Here is a 20,287-nt window from a genome sequence, read left to right on the forward strand (position 1 = left end):
ACTATACCATAGCTTGTTTACCATTATCAGAGCGATGAATAACGCTAGCGGCAAGAGATAACAGCGCTTTATGCTTATTTTCGCTACAATGGCGGCCATTTTATGAAGGAGGGTGTAATGGCGTTAAAAGCGACAATTTATAAGGCGACGGTGAATGTGGCCGACATGGATCGGAACCAGTTTTTAGACGCCGCCCTAACGCTGGCCCGTCATCCTTCCGAAACGCAGGAGCGCATGATGCTGCGCCTGCTGGCCTGGATAAAGTATGCCGACGAGCGGTTGCAGTTTACGCGCGGGCTGAGCGCTGATGAGGAGCCTGAAGCGTGGCTGCGCAACGACTACCTCGGGATCGATCTCTGGATCGAGCTTGGCCTGCCAGATGAGAAGCGACTGAAGAAGGCGTGTAACCAGGCAAAAGAGGTGGCGCTCTTTACCTATAACTCGCGCGCGGCAAACATCTGGTGGCAGCAAAACCAGGCGCGCTGCGCAACTTTCAGCAATTTACGTATCTGGTATCTGGATGACGCACAGCTGGCAGCACTTAGCGCATTCGCTGACGATCGCACTATGAATCTGCAGGCGACGCTGCAGGATGGCGCAATCTGGCTCTCTGATGCCACGCAAAATGTGGAGTTCCATTTTGAAACCTGGCAGCAACCATGATTGAGATCTCCCGCTCCGTCTCCCTGCCTGAGGATGAGCTGGAGATCACCGCCGTGCGCTCACAGGGTGCGGGCGGGCAGCACGTCAACAAAAGCTCAACCGCTATTCATCTGCGTTTTGACATTCGCGCCTCCAGCCTGCCAGAGTATTACAAGGCGCGCTTGCTCGACGTGTCGCACCATTTGATAAGCCAGGATGGCTGGATTGTTATCAAAGCGCAGGAGTACCGCAGCCAGGAGATGAACCGCGAAGCGGCGATAGCCCGCCTGGTTGCGCTAATTAAAGAGTTAACCGTAGTGCAGAAAAGCCGTCGGGCCACGCGCCCAACCCGCGCCTCGAAAGAGCGGCGGTTATCGACGAAGTCACAAAAGTCGACGGTCAAAGCGCTACGCGGCAAAGTCCGTCGTCATGACGGCGGATAAAGACAACGGAAACAAGCATAAGGAAACGAGTGTGAATAGAGCGATTTTAGCCGTCGCGGCAGGGTGTACCCTCTTTGCCCTTTTTGGCTGTAATAACCGTAACGAGACGGAGATGGTACAGCCTACCCAGGTCGAAGAGCTGAAACCGATGCAGCAGAGCTGGCGCGGTGTCTTGCCCTGCGCGGATTGTGAAGGTATTGAAACCTCGCTGTTTCTGCAAAAAGAGGGCAGTTGGGTAATGAACCAGCGGTACCAGGGCGGGAAAGCGCCATCGGTATTCGGCACCTATGGCAACTGGGCGCGCACGGCGGACAAATTAGTGCTTACCGATAGCCATGGCAACAAAACCTACTTCCGTGCGAAGGGTGACGCGCTGGAGATGCTGGATCAGGAGGGCAACCCGATTAAGTCGTCGCTCAACTACACCCTGCAACCGGTGAAAGCACCGCTGCCAACCACGCCGATGGCGATGCGCGGCATGTATAAATATATGGCGGATGCGGCAGTCTTTACCGATTGCGCGACCGGAAAAGAGGTGGCGGTCGCCAGCAATGCGCAGCTTGAGCGCGATTATGCGGCGGCGCGCGGCACGGAGCTGAAGCCGATTCTGCTGGTGGTGGAGGGGCATTTTGCGCTGGAGCCGAACCCGGACAACGGTGCGGCGCAGAGAGTGCTGGTGACGAACAACAAAGGCAAATTCAGCGCGGATAAAGACTGTGATGAGTAGTGTCTGACAGCATAAAAAAAGCCCCGTTACGGGGCTTTTTTATTGGCTTAGCCTTTGATGGCTTTGACCAGGTAATCCAGCACATCGCCGGTTTTGATCATCTGCTTCTCGCCGCTGCGACGATATTTGTATTCGATATCGTCGTTGTCGAGGTTGCGGTCACCAATCACCACGGTATGCGGAATGCCGATCAGTTCCATATCGGCAAACATCACGCCCGGACGCTCTTTACGATCGTCCATCAGCACTTCAATACCCTGCGCGCGCAGATCGGCATAGAGTTTTTCCGCCAGCTCCTGCACACGGTATGACTTGTGCATGTTCATCGGCAGGATGGCAACCTGGAACGGGGCGATAGCGTCCGGCCAGATAATGCCGCGATCGTCGTGGTTCTGCTCAATCGCCGCCGCGACAACGCGCGTCACGCCGATACCGTAGCAGCCCATGGTCAGGATCTGGTTGCGGCCATCTTCACCCTGCACGGCGGCATTCAGCGCCTGAGAGTATTTGGTGCCGAGCTGGAAGATATGGCCCACTTCGATACCGCGTTTAATCAGCAGGGTGCCTTTGCCGTCCGGGCTTGGATCGCCTGCTACCACGTTGCGGATATCGGCTACTTCCGGGGTCGCCACGTCGCGATCCCAGTTGATGCCAAAGTAGTGTTTGCCATCAATGTTCGCGCCCGCAGAGAAGTCGCTCATCGCGGCAACGGTGCGGTCAATTACGACCGGGATCGGCAGGTTAACCGGGCCAAGTGAACCCGGGCCTGCGTTGACCAGTGCGCGGATCTCTTCTTCGGTGGCGAAGGTCAGCGGGCTGGCAACCTGCGGCAGTTTTTCCGCTTTCACTTCGTTCAGTTCGTGATCGCCACGCACCAGCAGCGCAATCAGCGGCGCGCTGGCACCCTCTTCGGCTTTCACCAGCAGAGTTTTAACGGTCTTCTCAATCGGCAGATTGAACTGCTCAACCAGCTCGGCGATGGTCTTCGCATTTGGCGTATCGACCAGCGTCATCTCCTGCGTGGCAGCCGCGCGCGGCGCTTTCGGTGCCAGCGCTTCGGCAAACTCAATGTTGGCGGCGAAATCGGAGGAGTCAGAGAAGATCACATCATCTTCGCCGCTCTGCGCCAGCACCTGGAACTCATGGGATGCGCTACCGCCGATGGAGCCGGTGTCTGCCTGCACCGCGCGGAAATCGAGATCCATACGGCTGAAGATTTTGCTGTACGCGGCGTACATCGCGTCATAGGTCTCTTGCAGCGACGCCTGAGAGGTATGGAACGAGTAAGCATCTTTCATCAGGAACTCGCGCGAGCGCATCACGCCGAAGCGCGGGCGCACTTCATCGCGGAACTTAGTCTGGATCTGGAAGAAGTTCAGCGGCAGCTGTTTGTAGGAGTTCAGCTCGTTGCGGATCAGATCGGTGATCACCTCTTCGTGGGTCGGGCCGAGCACGAACGGGCGCTCGCCGCGATCGACAAAACGCAGCAGTTCCGGACCGTACTGCTCCCAGCGACCGCTCTCTTGCCACAGGTCGGCTGGCTGCACGACCGGCATGGACACCTCAATCGCACCGGCGTTGTTCATCTCTTCACGCACGATGTTTTCGACTTTTTTCAGGACGCGCAGACCAGTGGGTAACCAGGTGTACAACCCGGAGGCCAGTTTGCGGATCATCCCGGCGCGCAGCATCAGCTGGTGGCTGATCACTTCGGCGTCGGCAGGCGTCTCTTTCAGAGTAGAGAGCAAGTATTGGCTAGTACGCATGTTGTTACGGTTCCATTTGGACAATTGGAGCAGGCCGGAGGCGGCCTGACACAAAAAAGTGGTTTAGTTTATCAGCCCGGCAGAGATGCCAAAAGAGAGGGGCTTAAAATTAGCGTGGTTCAAGGGCAAACACTTCAAAACCGCTATCGACAACGCGCCAGCGGACATTCACATCATGCAGCCAGACGGCGTAGGTTTTCCCCGGCTCCTCCTCTTTGCGATAGGCTGGGCGCGGATCCTGCGACAGCACCTCCTGCACAAACGTAGCAAAGTGCGGGAAGCGTTTCTCCAGCAGGGCGAGGGCCGGTGCAAGTTCAGCGGCAAAGGTCACGGCGACAGTCGCGGCGGGAGCGTGCTGCGCATAGCTTGCCTGCGCAGCGGGCAGCGCTTCTGCAAAGGGGAGATAGGGTTTGATATCGACCACCGGCGTGCCATCGACCAGGTCGAGACTGCCGAGCTGCAGGATCACCTGATCTTTATGGCAGCGAATGCCCTTCAGTTCGACCAGTGACATACCGATCGGGTTGGGGCGAAAGGTCGAGCGGGTGGCAAACACCCCCATGCGGGTATTGCCGCCGAGGCGTGGGGGGCGCACCGTCGGACGCCAGCCGCCTTCCATCGTCTGATGAAAAACAAACAGCACCCAAAGGTGGCTGAACGCCTCCAGGCCGCGAACCGCATCGGGCTGGTTGTAAGGCGTCAGCAAGTGAAGTTCGCCACCGCCGTGTTTTACCAGGCCTGGCTGGCGCGGGACAGCGAACTTCTCTTTATAGGGTGAGCGAATAACGCCGATTTGCTCGAAAGCAAACTGACTCATTTGGCCGAGATATTCAGCGCAGAGCCGACACAGAGTGCCTGGCGGTAGCAGCCTGGCGTGCCGCTGGTGACTTCGCAGTTATGCAGCAGGACGGCGTTCGCTTTAGCTTTTTTCGAAGCGTTGATCTGCAGGCGTTTGCGAGCGGTAGGGATGTTCGGCGGAGAATCCTGATTGCTGGCCTGGCATGATTCGCCGGTCACTTCACCGAGATCGCGGAACGGCTTACCGACCAGCTCTTCTGCGTTAGTAATGATGCGAACGGGAGCGGCGCGCGCGACTTTCGCTTTTTGCGGCTCTGCTTTGGGTTCCGCTGCGGTGTTCTGCACGGGTTCGACAGGTGATCTGCTTAGCAACGAACAGCCGCTCAGCGTGAGTGCTAATAGACAGATCGGGAAAGCACGCATAAAAGTATCCTCACAAAAATTTTCTTAACGCCGTATTGAATCAAGGGCGTGCCCAAATGACAAGGCGGGCTTTCGCCCGCCCTGAATGATATTACAGACTGATGAGATTACCAGCCTTTCACCGCGCCGCCGTTAAAGACTTTGTTGGCAGCCTCGCTGACTTCGTCAGAGTGGAACGCCTGCACAAATTTCTTCACGTTTTCCGCGTCTTTATTATCTTCGCGTGCGACGATCAGGTTCACGTACGGGGAGTTTTTATCTTCAACAAAGATGCCGTCTTTTTCCGGGGTCAGGCCAATCTGGCTGGCATAGGTGGTATTAATCACCGCCAGCGCAATCTGCGCATCGTCCAGTGAGCGCGGCAGCTGCGGAGCTTCCAGCTCAACGATCTTCAGTTTTTTCGGGTTTTCAGTGACATCCAGCACCGTCGGCATCAGGCCAACGCCATCTTTCAGTTTGATCAGACCCTCTTTCTGCAGCAGCAGCAGGGCACGACCAAGGTTGGTCGGATCGTTAGGCACCGCAACCTGAGAACCATCCTGCAGTTCGGAGATCGCTTTGATTTTTTTTGAATAGCCAGCGATCGGGTAGACAAAGCTGTTGCCGACCGGCACCAGTTTGAAGCCGCGGTCTTTGATCTGCTGATCGAGGTATGGCTTATGCTGGAAAGCGTTAACGTCGATATCGCCTTTACTCAGCGCTTCGTTCGGCAGCACGTAATCGTTAAAGGTCACCAGCTCAACATCGAGGCCATACTTCTCTTTTGCTACTTTTTGCGCCACTTCCGCAACTTGCTGTTCAGCGCCAACAATCACACCGACTTTAATGTGATTCGGATCTTTTTCATCCGGGCCGCAGCCGACCAGCGCCAGAGAGCCGATTAGCGCGCCAATGGCGGCAAAGGTCTTGAGGTTAAAAGCCATCAGTTATTCCTTACTGTCAGAGTCGTTATGTTGTGTAACGTTATTTGTGCGTCACAGCCTGGACGATACGATCGCCCGCGAATTGAATTAAGTAAACCAAAACCACAAGCAGTACTAAAACTGTGTTCATCACTAATGGGTTATAGGTGACATAGCCGTACTGAATACCTAACTGGCCAAGACCGCCCGCGCCCACGGCACCGCCCATCGCTGAGTATCCGACCAGCGTAATCAGCGTAATGGTCGCGGCATTGATTAATCCAGGCAGCGCTTCCGGTAGCAATACCTTGCGGATGATCTGCATCGGCGTGGCGCCCATTGCGCGGGAGGCTTCAATCAGACCTGCCGGCAGTTCAAGTAGGGCGTTCTCTACCATACGGGCGATAAACGGCGCTGCGCCAACGGTCAGCGGCACGATCACCGCGTAAAGACCAATAGAGGTGCCAACAATGACGCGAGTAAACGGGATCATCCACACCAGCAGAATAATGAAGGGGATGGAGCGGAAGATGTTGACCGTTGCTGAAATCGCGCTATAGAGCGTGAGGTTCTGCATAATCTGGCCGGGACGGGTCACATAAAGTAATACGCCGAACGGCAGACCGACGATAAAACCGAGCAGGCCGGAGGCAAAGGTCATAAACAACGTTTCCCAGATGCTGCGGGCGAAGAGCCAAATCATTGCCTCAGACATAACCGAGTACCTCTACTTTTACATGATGTTCTTGCAGCCAGGCGATGGCCGCCCGTGTCTCCTGCGTGGTGCCGTGCATTTCGGTCAGCATAATGCCGAACTTCACGCCGCCGGCGTAATCCATCTGCGCGCTGATAATATTGTTATTCACATTGAAACGACGGGCGGTTTCCGACAGCAGCGGCGCGTCTACCGACTGGCCGGTAAACTCCATACGCAGCATCGGTACGCTATCTGCCTGCGGCTCAGACTGAAGACGCTGTAAATAGTCTTCCGGGATGTCCAGATGCAGCGTCGACTGAATAAACTGCTGCGCCAGCGGCGTTTTCGGATGGGAGAAGACTTCGCTGACAGTATCCTGCTCAATTAACTCACCGTTGCTGATCACCGCCACGCAGTCGCAGATGCGCTTAACCACGTCCATCTCATGAGTGATCAACAGAATGGTCAGGCCCAGGCGGCGATTAATGTCTTTCAATAACTCCAGAATGGAGCGGGTAGTTGCCGGATCGAGGGCGCTAGTGGCTTCATCGCACAGCAGCACTTTTGGGTTGCTGGCTAACGCACGTGCGATGGCGACACGCTGTTTCTGCCCGCCGGAGAGGTTAGCCGGGTAGCTGTCGTGCTTATCACCGAGGCCGACCAGCTCGAGCAGCTCTTTAACGCGGCGGTTAATCTCTTCGCGGGGCGTGTTATCCAGCTCGAGCGGCAGCGCCACGTTGCCAAACACAGTGCGGGAAGCGAGCAAATTGAAGTGCTGGAAGATCATGCCGATTTGGCGGCGCGCTTTGGTTAATTCCGCTTCGGAGAGCTGGGTCAGATCCTGCCCATCGACCAGCACGCTGCCTTGAGATGGGCGCTCAAGCAGGTTTACGCAGCGAATCAGCGTACTTTTTCCTGCGCCGGACGCGCCAATCACGCCATAAATTTGGCCAGCAGGTACATGCAGACTGACGTTGTTTAACGCCTGAATTTTTCGGTTTCCCTGCTGGAACACCTTGGTGATATTCGAAAGTTTAATCATTAGATTATTTTTATCGTATAAGAGTGAGCCGTGGCATTTTGTTCTGCCGGTTACGGGAAAGAGCCGTAAACAAAGCGGATGGTAAGGCATCCAGACGTCTGAATCAATGTCGCGCTGTTATGATGAGCACTTTCCTGCGTAGCGAAACATGAGATACTACGCAGCAACAACGCCTTTATCAGGAGTAAACCTTTGGCAACTTTAGTACCCGCTATTTTTCTCGATCGTGACGGCACGATTAACATCGATCACGGTTATGTGCATGAGATTGATAACTTCGAGTTTATCGATGGCGTCATTGATGCCATGCGTGAATTAAAAGCGATGGGTTATGCACTGGTGCTTGTCACCAACCAGTCCGGTATTGCGCGCGGTTTATTTACTGAAGCGCAATTCGAGACGCTGACCGAATGGATGGACTGGTCGCTTGCCGATCGCGATGTCGATTTGGATGGTATCTACTATTGCCCGCATCATCCTGAGGCGAGCGTAGAGGAGTATCGCCAGACATGCGATTGCCGTAAGCCACAGCCGGGGATGCTGATCTCTGCACGTGACTTCCTGCACATTGATATGGCCGCTTCTTATATAGTGGGTGACAAGATGGAAGATATGCAGGCGGGTGCGGCAGCGGACGTCGGTACGAAAGTGCTGGTGCGTAGCGGTAAGCCGGTGACGCCAGAGGCGGAAAAAAGTGCAGATTGGGTGTTAAATAGCCTTGCGGAGCTGCCTGCAGCGATTAAAAAGCACCAAAATTAGCCGTTATGTCGAAAAGATGAGCGGTTGAAATAAAAATGCATTTTTCCGCTTGTCATTCCTCGTGGGCTCCCTATAATGCGCCTCCATCGACACGGCGCTAAGCAAACAACAGCTTGCAGCGACGTTAAGTCGGAAGAGAAAAAAATCCTGAAATTGAGGGTTGACTCTGAAAGAGGAAGGCGTAATATACGCCACCTCGCGACAGAGCGCTGAAGCGCGTCGCAACTGCTCTTTAACAATTTATCAGACAATCTGTGTGGGCACTCAGGTGACATGGATTCTTAATGTCTTCGGACACTAAATGAATACCAAGTCTCACGGGTGAACACGTAATTCATTACGGTTTAATTCGATGAGCATCAAACTTTAAATTGAAGAGTTTGATCATGGCTCAGATTGAACGCTGGCGGCAGGCCTAACACATGCAAGTCGAACGGTAACAGGAAGCAGCTTGCTGCTTCGCTGACGAGTGGCGGACGGGTGAGTAATGTCTGGGAAACTGCCTGATGGAGGGGGATAACTACTGGAAACGGTAGCTAATACCGCATAACGTCGCAAGACCAAAGAGGGGGACCTTCGGGCCTCTTGCCATCAGATGTGCCCAGATGGGATTAGCTAGTAGGTGGGGTAACGGCTCACCTAGGCGACGATCCCTAGCTGGTCTGAGAGGATGACCAGCCACACTGGAACTGAGACACGGTCCAGACTCCTACGGGAGGCAGCAGTGGGGAATATTGCACAATGGGCGCAAGCCTGATGCAGCCATGCCGCGTGTATGAAGAAGGCCTTCGGGTTGTAAAGTACTTTCAGCGGGGAGGAAGGCGATGCGGTTAATAACCGCGTCGATTGACGTTACCCGCAGAAGAAGCACCGGCTAACTCCGTGCCAGCAGCCGCGGTAATACGGAGGGTGCAAGCGTTAATCGGAATTACTGGGCGTAAAGCGCACGCAGGCGGTCTGTCAAGTCGGATGTGAAATCCCCGGGCTCAACCTGGGAACTGCATCCGAAACTGGCAGGCTTGAGTCTCGTAGAGGGGGGTAGAATTCCAGGTGTAGCGGTGAAATGCGTAGAGATCTGGAGGAATACCGGTGGCGAAGGCGGCCCCCTGGACGAAGACTGACGCTCAGGTGCGAAAGCGTGGGGAGCAAACAGGATTAGATACCCTGGTAGTCCACGCCGTAAACGATGTCGACTTGGAGGTTGTGCCCTTGAGGCGTGGCTTCCGGAGCTAACGCGTTAAGTCGACCGCCTGGGGAGTACGGCCGCAAGGTTAAAACTCAAATGAATTGACGGGGGCCCGCACAAGCGGTGGAGCATGTGGTTTAATTCGATGCAACGCGAAGAACCTTACCTGGTCTTGACATCCACAGAACTTTCCAGAGATGGATTGGTGCCTTCGGGAACTGTGAGACAGGTGCTGCATGGCTGTCGTCAGCTCGTGTTGTGAAATGTTGGGTTAAGTCCCGCAACGAGCGCAACCCTTATCCTTTGTTGCCAGCGGTTAGGCCGGGAACTCAAAGGAGACTGCCAGTGATAAACTGGAGGAAGGTGGGGATGACGTCAAGTCATCATGGCCCTTACGACCAGGGCTACACACGTGCTACAATGGCGCATACAAAGAGAAGCGACCTCGCGAGAGCAAGCGGACCTCATAAAGTGCGTCGTAGTCCGGATTGGAGTCTGCAACTCGACTCCATGAAGTCGGAATCGCTAGTAATCGTGAATCAGAATGTCACGGTGAATACGTTCCCGGGCCTTGTACACACCGCCCGTCACACCATGGGAGTGGGTTGCAAAAGAAGTAGGTAGCTTAACCTTCGGGAGGGCGCTTACCACTTTGTGATTCATGACTGGGGTGAAGTCGTAACAAGGTAACCGTAGGGGAACCTGCGGTTGGATCACCTCCTTACCTTAAAGAACCTTTCCCTGTAGTGTCCACACAGATTGTCTGATGAAAAATAACGAGCAGTGAAAATCTCTGCAGGCTTGTAGCTCAGGTGGTTAGAGCGCACCCCTGATAAGGGTGAGGTCGGTGGTTCAAGTCCACTCAGGCCTACCAAATTTTCCCTGAATACAGCGTTGTGAAACGACTCGCATACTTCAGTATGCTTCGACCTTTCACGCCTTGTCTCAGGAAAAATTACGGGTAACAGAGTTTAACTACGATGGGGCTATAGCTCAGCTGGGAGAGCGCCTGCTTTGCACGCAGGAGGTCTGCGGTTCGATCCCGCATAGCTCCACCATCCTCACTGTTCGGTACAAGAAAACTTCAGAGTACACATTCTGTGTGTGCTGCGAAGTTTTGCTCTTTAAAAATCTGGATCAAGCTGAAAATTGAAACACTGAACAATGCGAATTGTTCGTGAGTCTCTCAAATTTTCGCAACTTAAGGTGTTTTACGAAACATCTTCGGGTTGTGAGGTTAAGCGACTAAGCGTACACGGTGGATGCCCTGGCAGTCAGAGGCGATGAAGGACGTGCTAATCTGCGAAAAGCGCCGGTAAGGTGATATGAACCGTTACAGCCGGCGATGTCCGAATGGGGAAACCCAGTGCAATCCGTTGCACTATCGTTAACTGAATACATAGGTTAACGAGGCGAACCGGGGGAACTGAAACATCTAAGTACCCCGAGGAAAAGAAATCAACCGAGATTCCCCCAGTAGCGGCGAGCGAACGGGGAACAGCCCAGAGCCTGAATCAGCCTGAGTGTTAGTGGAAGCGTCTGGAAAGTCGCGCGATACAGGGTGACAGCCCCGTACACAAAAGCACTCTGGCTGTGAGCTCGATGAGTAGGGCGGGACACGTGGTATCCTGTCTGAATATGGGGGGACCATCCTCCAAGGCTAAATACTCCTGACTGACCGATAGTGAACCAGTACCGTGAGGGAAAGGCGAAAAGAACCCCGGCGAGGGGAGTGAAAAAGAACCTGAAACCGTGTACGTACAAGCAGTGGGAGCCTCTTTATGGGGTGACTGCGTACCTTTTGTATAATGGGTCAGCGACTTATATTCTGTAGCAAGGTTAACCGTATAGGGGAGCCGAAGGGAAACCGAGTCTTAACTGGGCGTTAAGTTGCAGGGTATAGACCCGAAACCCGGTGATCTAGCCATGGGCAGGTTGAAGGTTGGGTAACACTAACTGGAGGACCGAACCGACTAATGTTGAAAAATTAGCGGATGACCTGTGGCTGGGGGTGAAAGGCCAATCAAACCGGGAGATAGCTGGTTCTCCCCGAAAGCTATTTAGGTAGCGCCTCGTGAATTCATCTCCGGGGGTAGAGCACTGTTTCGGCTAGGGGGCCATCCCGGCTTACCAACCCGATGCAAACTACGAATACCGGAGAATGTTATCACGGGAGACACACGGCGGGTGCTAACGTCCGTCGTGAAGAGGGAAACAACCCAGACCGCCAGCTAAGGTCCCAAAGTCATGGTTAAGTGGGAAACGATGTGGGAAGGCCCAGACAGCCAGGATGTTGGCTTAGAAGCAGCCATCATTTAAAGAAAGCGTAATAGCTCACTGGTCGAGTCGGCCTGCGCGGAAGATGTAACGGGGCTAAACCATGCACCGAAGCTGCGGCAGCGACACTATGTGTTGTTGGGTAGGGGAGCGTTCTGTAAGCCTGCGAAGGTGTGCTGTGAGGCATGCTGGAGGTATCAGAAGTGCGAATGCTGACATAAGTAACGATAAAGCGGGTGAAAAGCCCGCTCGCCGGAAGACCAAGGGTTCCTGTCCAACGTTAATCGGGGCAGGGTGAGTCGACCCCTAAGGCGAGGCCGAAAGGCGTAGTCGATGGGAAACAGGTTAATATTCCTGTACTTGGTGTTACTGCGAAGGGGGGACGGAGAAGGCTATGTCGGCCGGGCGACGGTTGTCCCGGTTTAAGCGTGTAGGTGTGTGTTCCAGGTAAATCCGGTTCACTCTAACACTGAGGCGTGATGACGAGGCACTACGGTGCTGAAGTGACAAATGCCCTGCTTCCAGGAAAAGCCTCTAAGCATCAGGTAACACGAAATCGTACCCCAAACCGACACAGGTGGTCAGGTAGAGAATACCAAGGCGCTTGAGAGAACTCGGGTGAAGGAACTAGGCAAAATGGTGCCGTAACTTCGGGAGAAGGCACGCTGGTGCGTAGGTGAAGTGACTTGCTCACGGAGCTGAAACCAGTCGAAGATACCAGCTGGCTGCAACTGTTTATTAAAAACACAGCACTGTGCAAACACGAAAGTGGACGTATACGGTGTGACGCCTGCCCGGTGCCGGAAGGTTAATTGATGGGGTCAACCGCAAGGTGAAGCTCTTGATCGAAGCCCCGGTAAACGGCGGCCGTAACTATAACGGTCCTAAGGTAGCGAAATTCCTTGTCGGGTAAGTTCCGACCTGCACGAATGGCGTAATGATGGCCAGGCTGTCTCCACCCGAGACTCAGTGAAATTGAACTCGCTGTGAAGATGCAGTGTACCCGCGGCAAGACGGAAAGACCCCGTGAACCTTTACTATAGCTTGACACTGAACATTGAGCCTTGATGTGTAGGATAGGTGGGAGGCTTTGAAGCGTGGACGCCAGTCTGCGTGGAGCCAACCTTGAAATACCACCCTTTAATGTTTGATGTTCTAACGTGGACCCGTGATCCGGGTTGCGGACAGTGTCTGGTGGGTAGTTTGACTGGGGCGGTCTCCTCCTAAAGCGTAACGGAGGAGCACGAAGGTCAGCTAATCCTGGTCGGACATCAGGAGGTTAGTGCAATGGCATAAGCTGGCTTGACTGCGAGCGTGACGGCGCGAGCAGGTGCGAAAGCAGGTCATAGTGATCCGGTGGTTCTGAATGGAAGGGCCATCGCTCAACGGATAAAAGGTACTCCGGGGATAACAGGCTGATACCGCCCAAGAGTTCATATCGACGGCGGTGTTTGGCACCTCGATGTCGGCTCATCACATCCTGGGGCTGAAGTAGGTCCCAAGGGTATGGCTGTTCGCCATTTAAAGTGGTACGCGAGCTGGGTTTAGAACGTCGTGAGACAGTTCGGTCCCTATCTGCCGTGGGCGCTGGAGAATTGAGGGGGGCTGCTCCTAGTACGAGAGGACCGGAGTGGACGCATCACTGGTGTTCGGGTTGTCATGCCAATGGCACTGCCCGGTAGCTAAATGCGGAAGAGATAAGTGCTGAAAGCATCTAAGCACGAAACTTGCCCCGAGATGAGTTCTCCCTGAGACTTTAAGTCTCCTGAAGGAACGTTGAAGACGACGACGTTGATAGGCCGGGTGTGTAAGCGCAGCGATGCGTTGAGCTAACCGGTACTAATGAACCGTGAGGCTTAACCTTACAACGCCGAAGATGTTTTGGCGTGAGAGAAGATTTTCAGCTGATACCAGATTAGATGTTAAGTCCGAAGGATTTTACGCAGCAGCAAGGCGGCAACTGAGACGAGACGACAGGAGCATACTGAAGTATGTGACTGTTGCGAGCGAAGGCAGCCAACGCAGAAGCGGCGTAAAAGACACAGGACGGAGCACAAAGAATTTGCCTGGCGGCACTAGCGCGGTGGTCCCACCTGACCCCATGCCGAACTCAGAAGTGAAACGCCGTAGCGCCGATGGTAGTGTGGGGTCTCCCCATGCGAGAGTAGGGAACTGCCAGGCATCAAATTAAGCAGTAAACCGGGGCAACAAACCGGTGGTTGTAGAAAAAATTCGGTGGAGCGGTAGTTCAGTCGGTTAGAATACCTGCCTGTCACGCAGGGGGTCGCGGGTTCGAGTCCCGTCCGTTCCGCCACTTATTTTAAGAACCGTATCTCTCACGAGATACGGTTTTTTTTCGTCTGTACTTTGATACAAAAGGGCCGAACGGCCCTGATCTTTACTCTTCCCAGCGCTTTAAGAGCAAACTTGCGTTCACTCCGCCGAAGCCAAACCCATTCGACATCGCGTAGCGCATCTCAAGCGGCTGTGCGACAAGCGCCACCAGATTTAACCCATCGGCCTTCTCATCAGGATGATGTAAATTGAGCGTCGGTGGAGCAATCTGTTCACGCAACGCCTGAACCGTGAAAATCGCTTCAATACCCCCCGCCGCACCCAAAAGATGCCCCGTCGCTGATTTAGTGGAGGTGATTGCTACGCCACTGTTCGCACCAAACACACGCTTTATCGCTGCCAGTTCGCCCTTATCGCCGACCGGGGTTGAGGTCGCATGAGCGTTGATGTGCTGAATATCGGAGGTTGCAATGCCCGCCTGACGGATCGCGGCTTCCATCGCTCGTGCGGCACCGTTTCCATCTTCCGGGCCAGCAGTAAGGTGATGCGCATCCGCGCTGGTGCCATACCCCACCAGTTCCGCCAGCGGCGTAGCGCCACGCGCCAGCGCATGGTCGAGAGATTCAATCACCAACAGCCCGGCACCTTCGCCCATCACAAAACCATCACGATCGCGATCAAAGGGGCGTGAAGCCGTTGTCGGTTGATCGTTAAAACCGCTCGACAGCGCGCGTGCCGCAGCAAATCCGGCAAGGCTGACCCGATGGATCGCTGCTTCACTGCCGCCGCATAAGGCGATATCGGCCTCGCCGCTGCGTATCAACCGCGCGGCATCACCAATTGCCTGCGCTCCGGCCGCACATGCCGAGACGGGCGCGCCGATCGGGCCGCGAAAACCATAGTTAATCGACACATGACCGGCTGCAAGGTTGGCGAGGAAAGAGGGAACGGTAAACGGGGAGAGCTTACGTGGCCCGCGAGAATCCGTGGTGCGTACTGCGTTGGTGATCTCGCTGAAGCCGCCAATCCCGGTCGCGATAACCGTTGCGGTTCGATCGCGCTGCGCCTCCTCCTGTGGAAACCAGTTCGCCTGCGTCAGCGCCTCTTTTGCTGCCACCAGCGCAAACTCAATAAAACGATCCATTTTTTTGCGTTCTTTCGCCGGGATCGTGCTTAACGGATCGAAACCGTGGTGCGGATCCTTTTCAATCGAAGGGACCTGGCCTGCCACTTTGCAGGCGATATCGTCTACCATTTCATCATCAAGGCGGGAAATACCCGATTTGCCTGCAACTAATGATGACCAGACGTGGGAAAGGCCACAGCCAAGTGGGCTGACGATGCCCATACCGGTTATCACGACGCGCTTTTGCGAACTGCTCATATTCACTCCTCCTTATTCATCTCTAATTGTGGCGCATATTTCAGCGACGTCTCTCCGGCGTGCTTACGTTGCAAATAGTTATGGCGATAGTGGAGAACCGGCGACGCTGCCGGGCCCGGCACCATGGCGTATTTTTCAGGGGTTATGACTTCGCCGGTGACCTTATCAACGAGGATCGCCTCGATGGGGCGCGCGGTTTCGCGCTCAACCAGCGCCATTTGCGGGCCCTCAGGGGAGAAATGCCGATTTCCCCACTGCGCCAGCGCGATGATGACGGGACGAAAATCATTACCTAATGGCGTGAGGTGATATTCATAGCGCGGCGGGGTCGTGCTGTAGCACACCTTTTCAAGCAGCCCCTCGGCAACCAGCTCTCTAAGGCGTCGGGAGAGGATGTTCGGCGCAATATTGGCGCTTTTCTGGAACTCATCGAAGCGGGTGAACCCTGCGAAAGCATCGCGCAGGATAATCATGCTCCAGCTGTCACCAATGCGCCCCAGACTTCGGGCGACAGGGCAGGGAGCCTGGTAAAGCGCTTCATTTTTCATGTTGGTATCTGCTCTAGTAAATATGCCGCACCAAAGTGTCATAGTAACTTTCAATATGCAAGTCACTACTTTTAGCACTATTGCCCTTGTGGCAAATATCCTCTGCTTTCCCGCCTCTTTTTCCTCAGTGCCCAACTCACCATAATCACGCCATCTGTTAAGAAATAGTGAGAGAGGAACTGATATGTCTATCCCTGCATTTGGCCTGGGAACCTTCCGTTTAACCGATGACGCGGTTATTGCCTCGGTGAAAACGGCCCTTGAGTTGGGTTATCGCGTGATTGATACCGCACAGATTTATGGCAATGAAGCCGCCATTGGCGAAGCGCTGGCGCAGAGCGGTGTTACGCGGGAATCGTTGTTTATCACTACCAAAATCTGGACTGAAAACTTGGGTGAAGAGAAGTTGATCCCGAGCCTGCAAGAGAGCCTGAAAAAGTTAGGCACTGACTACGTGGATTTAACCCTGATTCACTGGCCGTCGCCCGGCGCAGCGGTGCCGGTTGCCGAGTCGATGCAGCAGTTGATGAACGCTAAAGCGCAGGGGCTAACGCGTCAGATTGGCGTCTCCAACTTCACGATTGGGTTGATGGAGCAGGCGATTGCGGCAGTCGGCGTGGAAAATATTGCCACTAATCAGATTGAACTCTCTCCCTATCTGCAAAACCGCAAAGTGACGCAGTGGGCAAAAGAGCACGGGATCCATATCACCTCCTATATGACGCTGGCGTATGGTAAGGCGCTGAAAGATGCCACGATTGCCCGCATCGCCGGGAAACATCGCGCAACGCCAGCGCAGGTGATTCTGGCATGGGCAATGGGGGAGGGGTACGCAGTGATCCCCTCCTCAACCAAACGCGAAAATCTGGCGAGTAACCTGCAAGCGCAGAGTCTGAAACTGGATGCGGATGACAGAGCCGCCATCGCCGCACTGGAGTGCAACGACCGGCTGGTCAGCCCGGAAGGGCTTGCGCCTGAGTGGGATTAATCAGCAACGTGACGGGAGCCTGGCTCCCGTTTCTCTTATCTGCCGGTCTGCGGTACATGCGCGCTGACGAAGTCGATAAACGCGCGGATACGCGTGCTCACAGCCCGATCGCTGTAGTAGACGGCGCTGAAGGGCATCTCTACCGGCAGCAGTTTATCTGACATCAGCGCAACCAGCTCGCCGCTCGCCAGCTCTTTATCAATCATATAATCCGACAGGCTGGCAATACCGTTGCCGCTCAGGCAGAGGTGTTTAAGGGTTTCACCGCTGTTAGAGGCGAGCGTCGGCGTCACCTCCAGTAGTTGCCCATCCGCTGCCGCCACCGGCCATGTATTCAGCGATACCGGCTCCGTAAAGCCGAGGCAGACGTGTTTTTGCAAATCCTCCACCGTTTCGGGTGTTCCGTAACGGGCAAGGTATTCAGGTGAAGCGATAATTTTGCGGTAGCTCTTAAAGAGCGGACGCGCGCGCAGGCTGGAATCGGTCAGTTTGCCGACGCGAATAGCGACATCCACTTTACGTTCAATCAGGTTGATAAAGGTTTCGCTCGAGACCAGCGACAGACTGATCTCCGGATAACGTTCACGAAATGGCTTAATCAGCGGCATTAAAAAGTGCAGCACCACCGGTGTGGCGGCATCAATACGTAGCGTGCCGCGCGGCACCGATTTATTCTCCATCACCTCGTTTTCCGCCGCCGCCATCTCCTGCAGCACTGTTTGCACGCGACGAAAATAGCGCTCGCCCTCTTCGGTGAGGCTAAGCTGGCGAGTCGTGCGGTTGAGCAGGTTAACGCCGAGCTTATTCTCCAGCTTCTTCACCGCCCGGCTGATAGCCGAGTTTGCCTGACCGAGACGTTCAGCCGCGCGGCTAAAACTGCCGCTCTCCACAACCGCGACAAAAATGGCGAGCTCTTCCGAGGTGGTTTTCATTATTGCCTCTGTAGCAACATTACAACGAGATTATTCATGCGGCCGTATTTAACCACGCCGCGTGTCGCAACGCCATCGCGCGGCGTTAAGGTCAATGGCGCCTATACAAGCAGGCTCTTTTCTGGTGATTATTCGTTGAAACTATGGTCTACAATCCCTATAACTGAGTGATGCCCCTTTTTCGGGCGCGGAAATCAAAGAGGTTTAAAGCCGAAGTGGCGAAAAATACTTACGCTATGCGATATGTTGCCGGACAACCAGCGGAGCGCATTTTACCGCCGGGGTCGTTCGCCAGTATTGGTCAGGCTTTACCTGCCGGCGTTCCTTTAAGCCAGGATGAAAAGATCCGCGTGCTGGTATGGAACATCTTTAAGCAGCAGCGAGCGGAGTGGCTCTCGGTGCTGCAAAGTTTCGGCAAAGATGCGCACCTGGTGCTGTTGCAGGAAGCGCAGACGACGCCTGAGCTGGTGAGTTTCGCAACCAGCAACTACCTTGCTGCCGATCAGGTTCCCGCCTTTGTGCTGCCTCAGCACCCCTCAGGCGTGATGACGCTCTCTTCTGCCCATCCGGTCTACTGCTGTCCTCTGCGCGAGCGTGAGCCGATTCTGCGGCTGGCCAAGTCAGCTCTGGTGACGGTCTATCCGCTGCCGGACAGCCGTAATCTGATGGTGGTGAATGTTCATGCGGTCAATTTCAGTCTCGGTGTCGATGTTTATAGCAAACAGCTGTTGCCGATTGGCGATCAGATTGGTCGTCACGATGGTCCGGTAATTATGGCCGGGGATTTTAACGCCTGGAGCCGTCCGCGCATGAACGCGCTCTACCGTTTTGCGCGCGAAATGGCGCTGCGGCAAGTTCGATTCACCGACGATAACCGCAGGCGTGCCTTTGGCCGACCGCTCGATTTTGTCTTCTATCGTGGGTTAAACGTTGATGAGGCGTCGGTGCTGGTGACCCGCGCATCGGATCACAACCCCCTGCTGGTGGAGTTCAGCCCGCTCCCTGCCGGCAAATAGGGCGAAAAAAAGACAAAAAAAAGCACCGCGGGGAGACGGTGCTTTTATCATTGCTTCAGGTCAAGAGTCAGGCGTTGCGCTGTTCTTCACGAAGAGCGTGATTTGATCGCCCGGTCGCAAATTGGAGGTATCGGTGTTCCAGCGCATCACATCTTTGATGTTCACGCCGTGACGTTTCGCGATACTCGACAACGAATCACCTTTGCGCACGCGATAGGTAATGCTATCGCTGTTGCTGGCAAGACGTTGTGCGCTGCTGCCTGCACCAACCGTCAGGTTTTGGCCCACTTTCAGGTTCGCGCCGCGCAGATTATTCCACTGCTTCAGATCCTTCGCGCTTACGCCGAGGCGTGACGCGATGCCTGAAAGCGTATCGCCTGAGCGAACCTTGTAGCTCTTGCTGGAGAGCGGGGTGTTATCTGCAACCAGCGTCGGCTGTACGGCAGCAATTTCGCCAGATGCCAGCGACTCACGCAGCTGATCTGCATGTTTCTTCGGCACCATCACGTACTGTGGACCGGCTGAACCCAACGTCGAACCTTTAACGCCTGCGTTAAATGCCTTCAGTTTGTTGACGGAGATTCCCGCCATTTCAGCCAGCTGACCCACTTCTACCGGGCTACTCAGCCTGACGCGCGCCAGCGCACGGCTTTCGTCCGGCGTTGGCAGATTAATGCCATAGCGTTTGCTGTTTTTGAGGAGATCGCTCAACGCCAGCATCTTCGGCACATAAATCTTTGTTTCATAAGGCAGTGACAGCGACCAAAAATCGGTGGGTTTCCCCTGCGCTTTGTTCGCTTTAATTGCCTTCAACACGCGGCCTTCACCGCTGTTATAGGCGGCAACGGTCAATAACCAGTCGCCGTCAAACATACGGTTAAGACGCTGCATCATGTCGAGTGCGGCCGTAGTAGAGGCCACAATATCACGACGCGCATCGTAGCTGCGTGTCTGTTTTAAACCATAATTTCGCCCTGTGCTCGGAATGATTTGCCAAATGCCTGCGGCATTGGCACCAGACGTTGCGTGCGGGTTAAAAGCGCTCTCCACTATGGGTAGTAGTACCAGTTCCATGGGCATGTTACGTTTTTTAACTTGCCCAGCTATCCAGTACATATACGGCTCTGCCCGTAAAGTTACATCGTGGAGATAGCTCTTATTGTTTAAATACTTCAGTTTCTGTTCGCGAATCCGGCTGTTTTCCGGAATTCCCATCTTTAGCTCGTCGCTTATGGAGGCCCACAAGTTGCTATCCGTTTGGTCGGCGAGTGTTCCGTCGTCCATCCAGTGTGCCTGACTTGTGAACTTCCCAGCTTCCCCTTGACCAGCTGCAGAAAGGCTCTGTGCGTGCTGTTGTACCGAACCGTCGCGCTGCGACGCCTGGCACCCCACGAGCAGGACAGAGGCGAGTAATATCGCTTTTGCCTTCATGTGTGTGTCAATAGTAGTTGCTTAAAAGACG

Annotated in this window: 16 protein-coding genes, 3 tRNA genes and 3 rRNA genes; 12 read left to right on the top strand and 10 right to left on the bottom strand. The window is 54.6% G+C overall.

The genetic code is table 11. The features are described from left to right. The first annotated feature begins 117 nt into the window (after window positions 1-117). The 3 genes from HF650_RS04680 to nlpE are packed head-to-tail and all read left to right on the top strand — an operon-like array spanning window position 118 to window position 1,812. Entirely contained in the window at window positions 118-663 is a 546-nt protein-coding gene (locus HF650_RS04680) for a YaeQ family protein (RefSeq protein WP_187801381.1), read from the top strand. Further along, window positions 660-1,085 (top strand): alternative ribosome rescue aminoacyl-tRNA hydrolase ArfB, encoded by a 426-nt coding sequence (gene arfB / locus HF650_RS04685; protein WP_187801382.1) that lies wholly within the window; start codon window positions 660-662, stop codon window positions 1,083-1,085. Before HF650_RS04680 ends, arfB begins: the two co-directional genes overlap by 4 nt. A gap of 31 nt (window positions 1,086-1,116) precedes the next feature. Then, window positions 1,117-1,812, top strand: coding sequence for an envelope stress response activation lipoprotein NlpE (gene nlpE / locus HF650_RS04690; RefSeq protein ID WP_187801383.1), 696 nt, complete (start codon window positions 1,117-1,119; stop codon window positions 1,810-1,812). A gap of 47 nt (window positions 1,813-1,859) precedes the next feature. Here nlpE and proS read toward each other — a convergent pair whose 3' ends face one another. The 6 genes from proS to metN form a co-directional block, all read right to left on the bottom strand. Next, complete coding sequence (gene proS, locus HF650_RS04695) at window positions 1,860-3,578, bottom strand: proline--tRNA ligase (protein ID WP_187801384.1); 1,719 nt, start codon at window positions 3,576-3,578, stop codon at window positions 1,860-1,862. A 109-nt stretch (window positions 3,579-3,687) separates the two neighbouring features. Beyond that, window positions 3,688-4,395, bottom strand: coding sequence for a tRNA (N6-threonylcarbamoyladenosine(37)-N6)-methyltransferase TrmO (gene tsaA, locus HF650_RS04700; RefSeq protein ID WP_187801385.1), 708 nt, complete (start codon window positions 4,393-4,395; stop codon window positions 3,688-3,690). After that, the gene (gene rcsF, locus HF650_RS04705; RefSeq protein ID WP_187801386.1) at window positions 4,392-4,799 is read right to left on the bottom strand and encodes an Rcs stress response system protein RcsF; all 408 of its coding nucleotides are present in this window, start codon (window positions 4,797-4,799) and stop codon (window positions 4,392-4,394) included. The genes tsaA and rcsF overlap by 4 nt, the downstream gene beginning before the upstream one ends. 107 nt (window positions 4,800-4,906) lie before the next feature. Beyond that, window positions 4,907-5,722 (bottom strand): MetQ/NlpA family lipoprotein, encoded by an 816-nt coding sequence (locus HF650_RS04710; protein ID WP_187801387.1) that lies wholly within the window; start codon window positions 5,720-5,722, stop codon window positions 4,907-4,909. Between the two features lie 40 nt (window positions 5,723-5,762). Further along, a complete protein-coding gene (gene metI, locus HF650_RS04715; protein WP_187801388.1) occupies window positions 5,763-6,416 on the bottom strand; it encodes a methionine ABC transporter permease MetI in 654 nt (217 codons plus the stop codon). Next, window positions 6,409-7,440 (bottom strand): methionine ABC transporter ATP-binding protein MetN, encoded by a 1,032-nt coding sequence (gene metN, locus HF650_RS04720; RefSeq protein WP_187801389.1) that lies wholly within the window; start codon window positions 7,438-7,440, stop codon window positions 6,409-6,411. Before metN ends, metI begins: the two co-directional genes overlap by 8 nt. Before the next feature lie 192 nt (window positions 7,441-7,632). Here metN and gmhB point away from each other — a divergent pair, with 192 nt between their 5' ends. The 7 genes from gmhB to HF650_RS04755 all read left to right on the top strand — a co-directional run bounded on the left by gmhB (window position 7,633) and on the right by HF650_RS04755 (window position 13,976). Then, window positions 7,633-8,199, top strand: coding sequence for a D-glycero-beta-D-manno-heptose 1,7-bisphosphate 7-phosphatase (gmhB, locus tag HF650_RS04725; protein ID WP_187801390.1), 567 nt, complete (start codon window positions 7,633-7,635; stop codon window positions 8,197-8,199). Window positions 8,200-8,567: 368 nt separating this feature from the next. Next, window positions 8,568-10,109 (top strand): 16S ribosomal RNA (locus HF650_RS04730). A gap of 73 nt (window positions 10,110-10,182) precedes the next feature. Beyond that, window positions 10,183-10,259, top strand: a tRNA-Ile gene (locus HF650_RS04735). Between the two features lie 108 nt (window positions 10,260-10,367). Next, window positions 10,368-10,443 (top strand) — tRNA-Ala (locus tag HF650_RS04740). 177 nt (window positions 10,444-10,620) lie between these two features. Continuing rightward, window positions 10,621-13,526: ribosomal RNA gene (locus HF650_RS04745) — 23S ribosomal RNA — on the top strand. Between the two features lie 201 nt (window positions 13,527-13,727). Next, a 5S ribosomal RNA gene (rrf, locus tag HF650_RS04750) occupies window positions 13,728-13,843 on the top strand. The 16S, 23S and 5S rRNA genes sit together here with 3 tRNA genes alongside, the layout of an rRNA operon. 56 nt (window positions 13,844-13,899) lie before the next feature. After that, window positions 13,900-13,976 (top strand) — tRNA-Asp (locus HF650_RS04755). 84 nt (window positions 13,977-14,060) lie between these two features. Here the strand turns inward: HF650_RS04755 and fabF are convergent. Further along, complete coding sequence (gene fabF, locus HF650_RS04760) at window positions 14,061-15,341, bottom strand: beta-ketoacyl-ACP synthase II (RefSeq protein ID WP_187801391.1); 1,281 nt, start codon at window positions 15,339-15,341, stop codon at window positions 14,061-14,063. A 2-nt stretch (window positions 15,342-15,343) separates the two neighbouring features. Further along, window positions 15,344-15,889: a helix-turn-helix domain-containing protein gene (locus tag HF650_RS04765; protein WP_187801392.1), complete on the bottom strand. Its 546-nt coding sequence runs from the start codon at window positions 15,887-15,889 to the stop codon at window positions 15,344-15,346. Window positions 15,890-16,073: 184 nt separating this feature from the next. Between HF650_RS04765 and dkgB the strand changes: the two genes are divergently transcribed. Next, window positions 16,074-16,877, top strand: a complete 804-nt coding sequence (dkgB, locus tag HF650_RS04770) for a 2,5-didehydrogluconate reductase DkgB (RefSeq protein WP_187801393.1) — start codon at window positions 16,074-16,076, stop codon at window positions 16,875-16,877. 35 nt (window positions 16,878-16,912) lie between these two features. Here dkgB and yafC read toward each other — a convergent pair whose 3' ends face one another. After that, entirely contained in the window at window positions 16,913-17,809 is an 897-nt protein-coding gene (gene yafC, locus HF650_RS04775; protein WP_187801394.1) for a DNA-binding transcriptional regulator YafC, read from the bottom strand. A gap of 215 nt (window positions 17,810-18,024) precedes the next feature. On the opposite strand from yafC, the gene HF650_RS04780 reads away from it, so the two are divergent. Further along, complete coding sequence (locus HF650_RS04780; RefSeq protein ID WP_187801395.1) at window positions 18,025-18,825, top strand: endonuclease/exonuclease/phosphatase family protein; 801 nt, start codon at window positions 18,025-18,027, stop codon at window positions 18,823-18,825. 60 nt (window positions 18,826-18,885) lie between these two features. On the opposite strand, the gene mltD is transcribed toward HF650_RS04780, so the two are convergent. After that, window positions 18,886-20,256: a murein transglycosylase D gene (gene mltD, locus HF650_RS04785; protein ID WP_187801396.1), complete on the bottom strand. Its 1,371-nt coding sequence runs from the start codon at window positions 20,254-20,256 to the stop codon at window positions 18,886-18,888. Between the last annotated feature and the right edge of the window lie 31 nt (window positions 20,257-20,287).

Source organism: Kosakonia sp. SMBL-WEM22, assembly GCF_014490785.1.
Lineage (GTDB): Bacteria > Pseudomonadota > Gammaproteobacteria > Enterobacterales > Enterobacteriaceae > Kosakonia.

What these genes read in the sequence shown, in the direction of transcription:
- mltD (WP_187801396.1), bottom strand. Translation starts at nt 20,256, where the DNA reads ATGAAGGCAAAAGCGATATTACTCGCCTCTGTCCTGCTCGTGGGGTGC.
- rcsF (WP_187801386.1), bottom strand. Translation starts at nt 4,799, where the DNA reads ATGCGTGCTTTCCCGATCTGTCTATTAGCACTCACGCTGAGCGGCTGT.
- metN (WP_187801389.1), bottom strand. Translation starts at nt 7,440, where the DNA reads ATGATTAAACTTTCGAATATCACCAAGGTGTTCCAGCAGGGAAACCGA.
- HF650_RS04765 (WP_187801392.1), bottom strand. Translation starts at nt 15,889, where the DNA reads ATGAAAAATGAAGCGCTTTACCAGGCTCCCTGCCCTGTCGCCCGAAGT.
- proS (WP_187801384.1), bottom strand. Translation starts at nt 3,578, where the DNA reads ATGCGTACTAGCCAATACTTGCTCTCTACTCTGAAAGAGACGCCTGCC.
- HF650_RS04710 (WP_187801387.1), bottom strand. Translation starts at nt 5,722, where the DNA reads ATGGCTTTTAACCTCAAGACCTTTGCCGCCATTGGCGCGCTAATCGGC.
- arfB (WP_187801382.1), top strand. Translation starts at nt 660, where the DNA reads ATGATTGAGATCTCCCGCTCCGTCTCCCTGCCTGAGGATGAGCTGGAG.
- metI (WP_187801388.1), bottom strand. Translation starts at nt 6,416, where the DNA reads ATGTCTGAGGCAATGATTTGGCTCTTCGCCCGCAGCATCTGGGAAACG.
- tsaA (WP_187801385.1), bottom strand. Translation starts at nt 4,395, where the DNA reads ATGAGTCAGTTTGCTTTCGAGCAAATCGGCGTTATTCGCTCACCCTAT.
- HF650_RS04680 (WP_187801381.1), top strand. Translation starts at nt 118, where the DNA reads ATGGCGTTAAAAGCGACAATTTATAAGGCGACGGTGAATGTGGCCGAC.
- dkgB (WP_187801393.1), top strand. Translation starts at nt 16,074, where the DNA reads ATGTCTATCCCTGCATTTGGCCTGGGAACCTTCCGTTTAACCGATGAC.
- yafC (WP_187801394.1), bottom strand. Translation starts at nt 17,809, where the DNA reads ATGAAAACCACCTCGGAAGAGCTCGCCATTTTTGTCGCGGTTGTGGAG.
- fabF (WP_187801391.1), bottom strand. Translation starts at nt 15,341, where the DNA reads ATGAGCAGTTCGCAAAAGCGCGTCGTGATAACCGGTATGGGCATCGTC.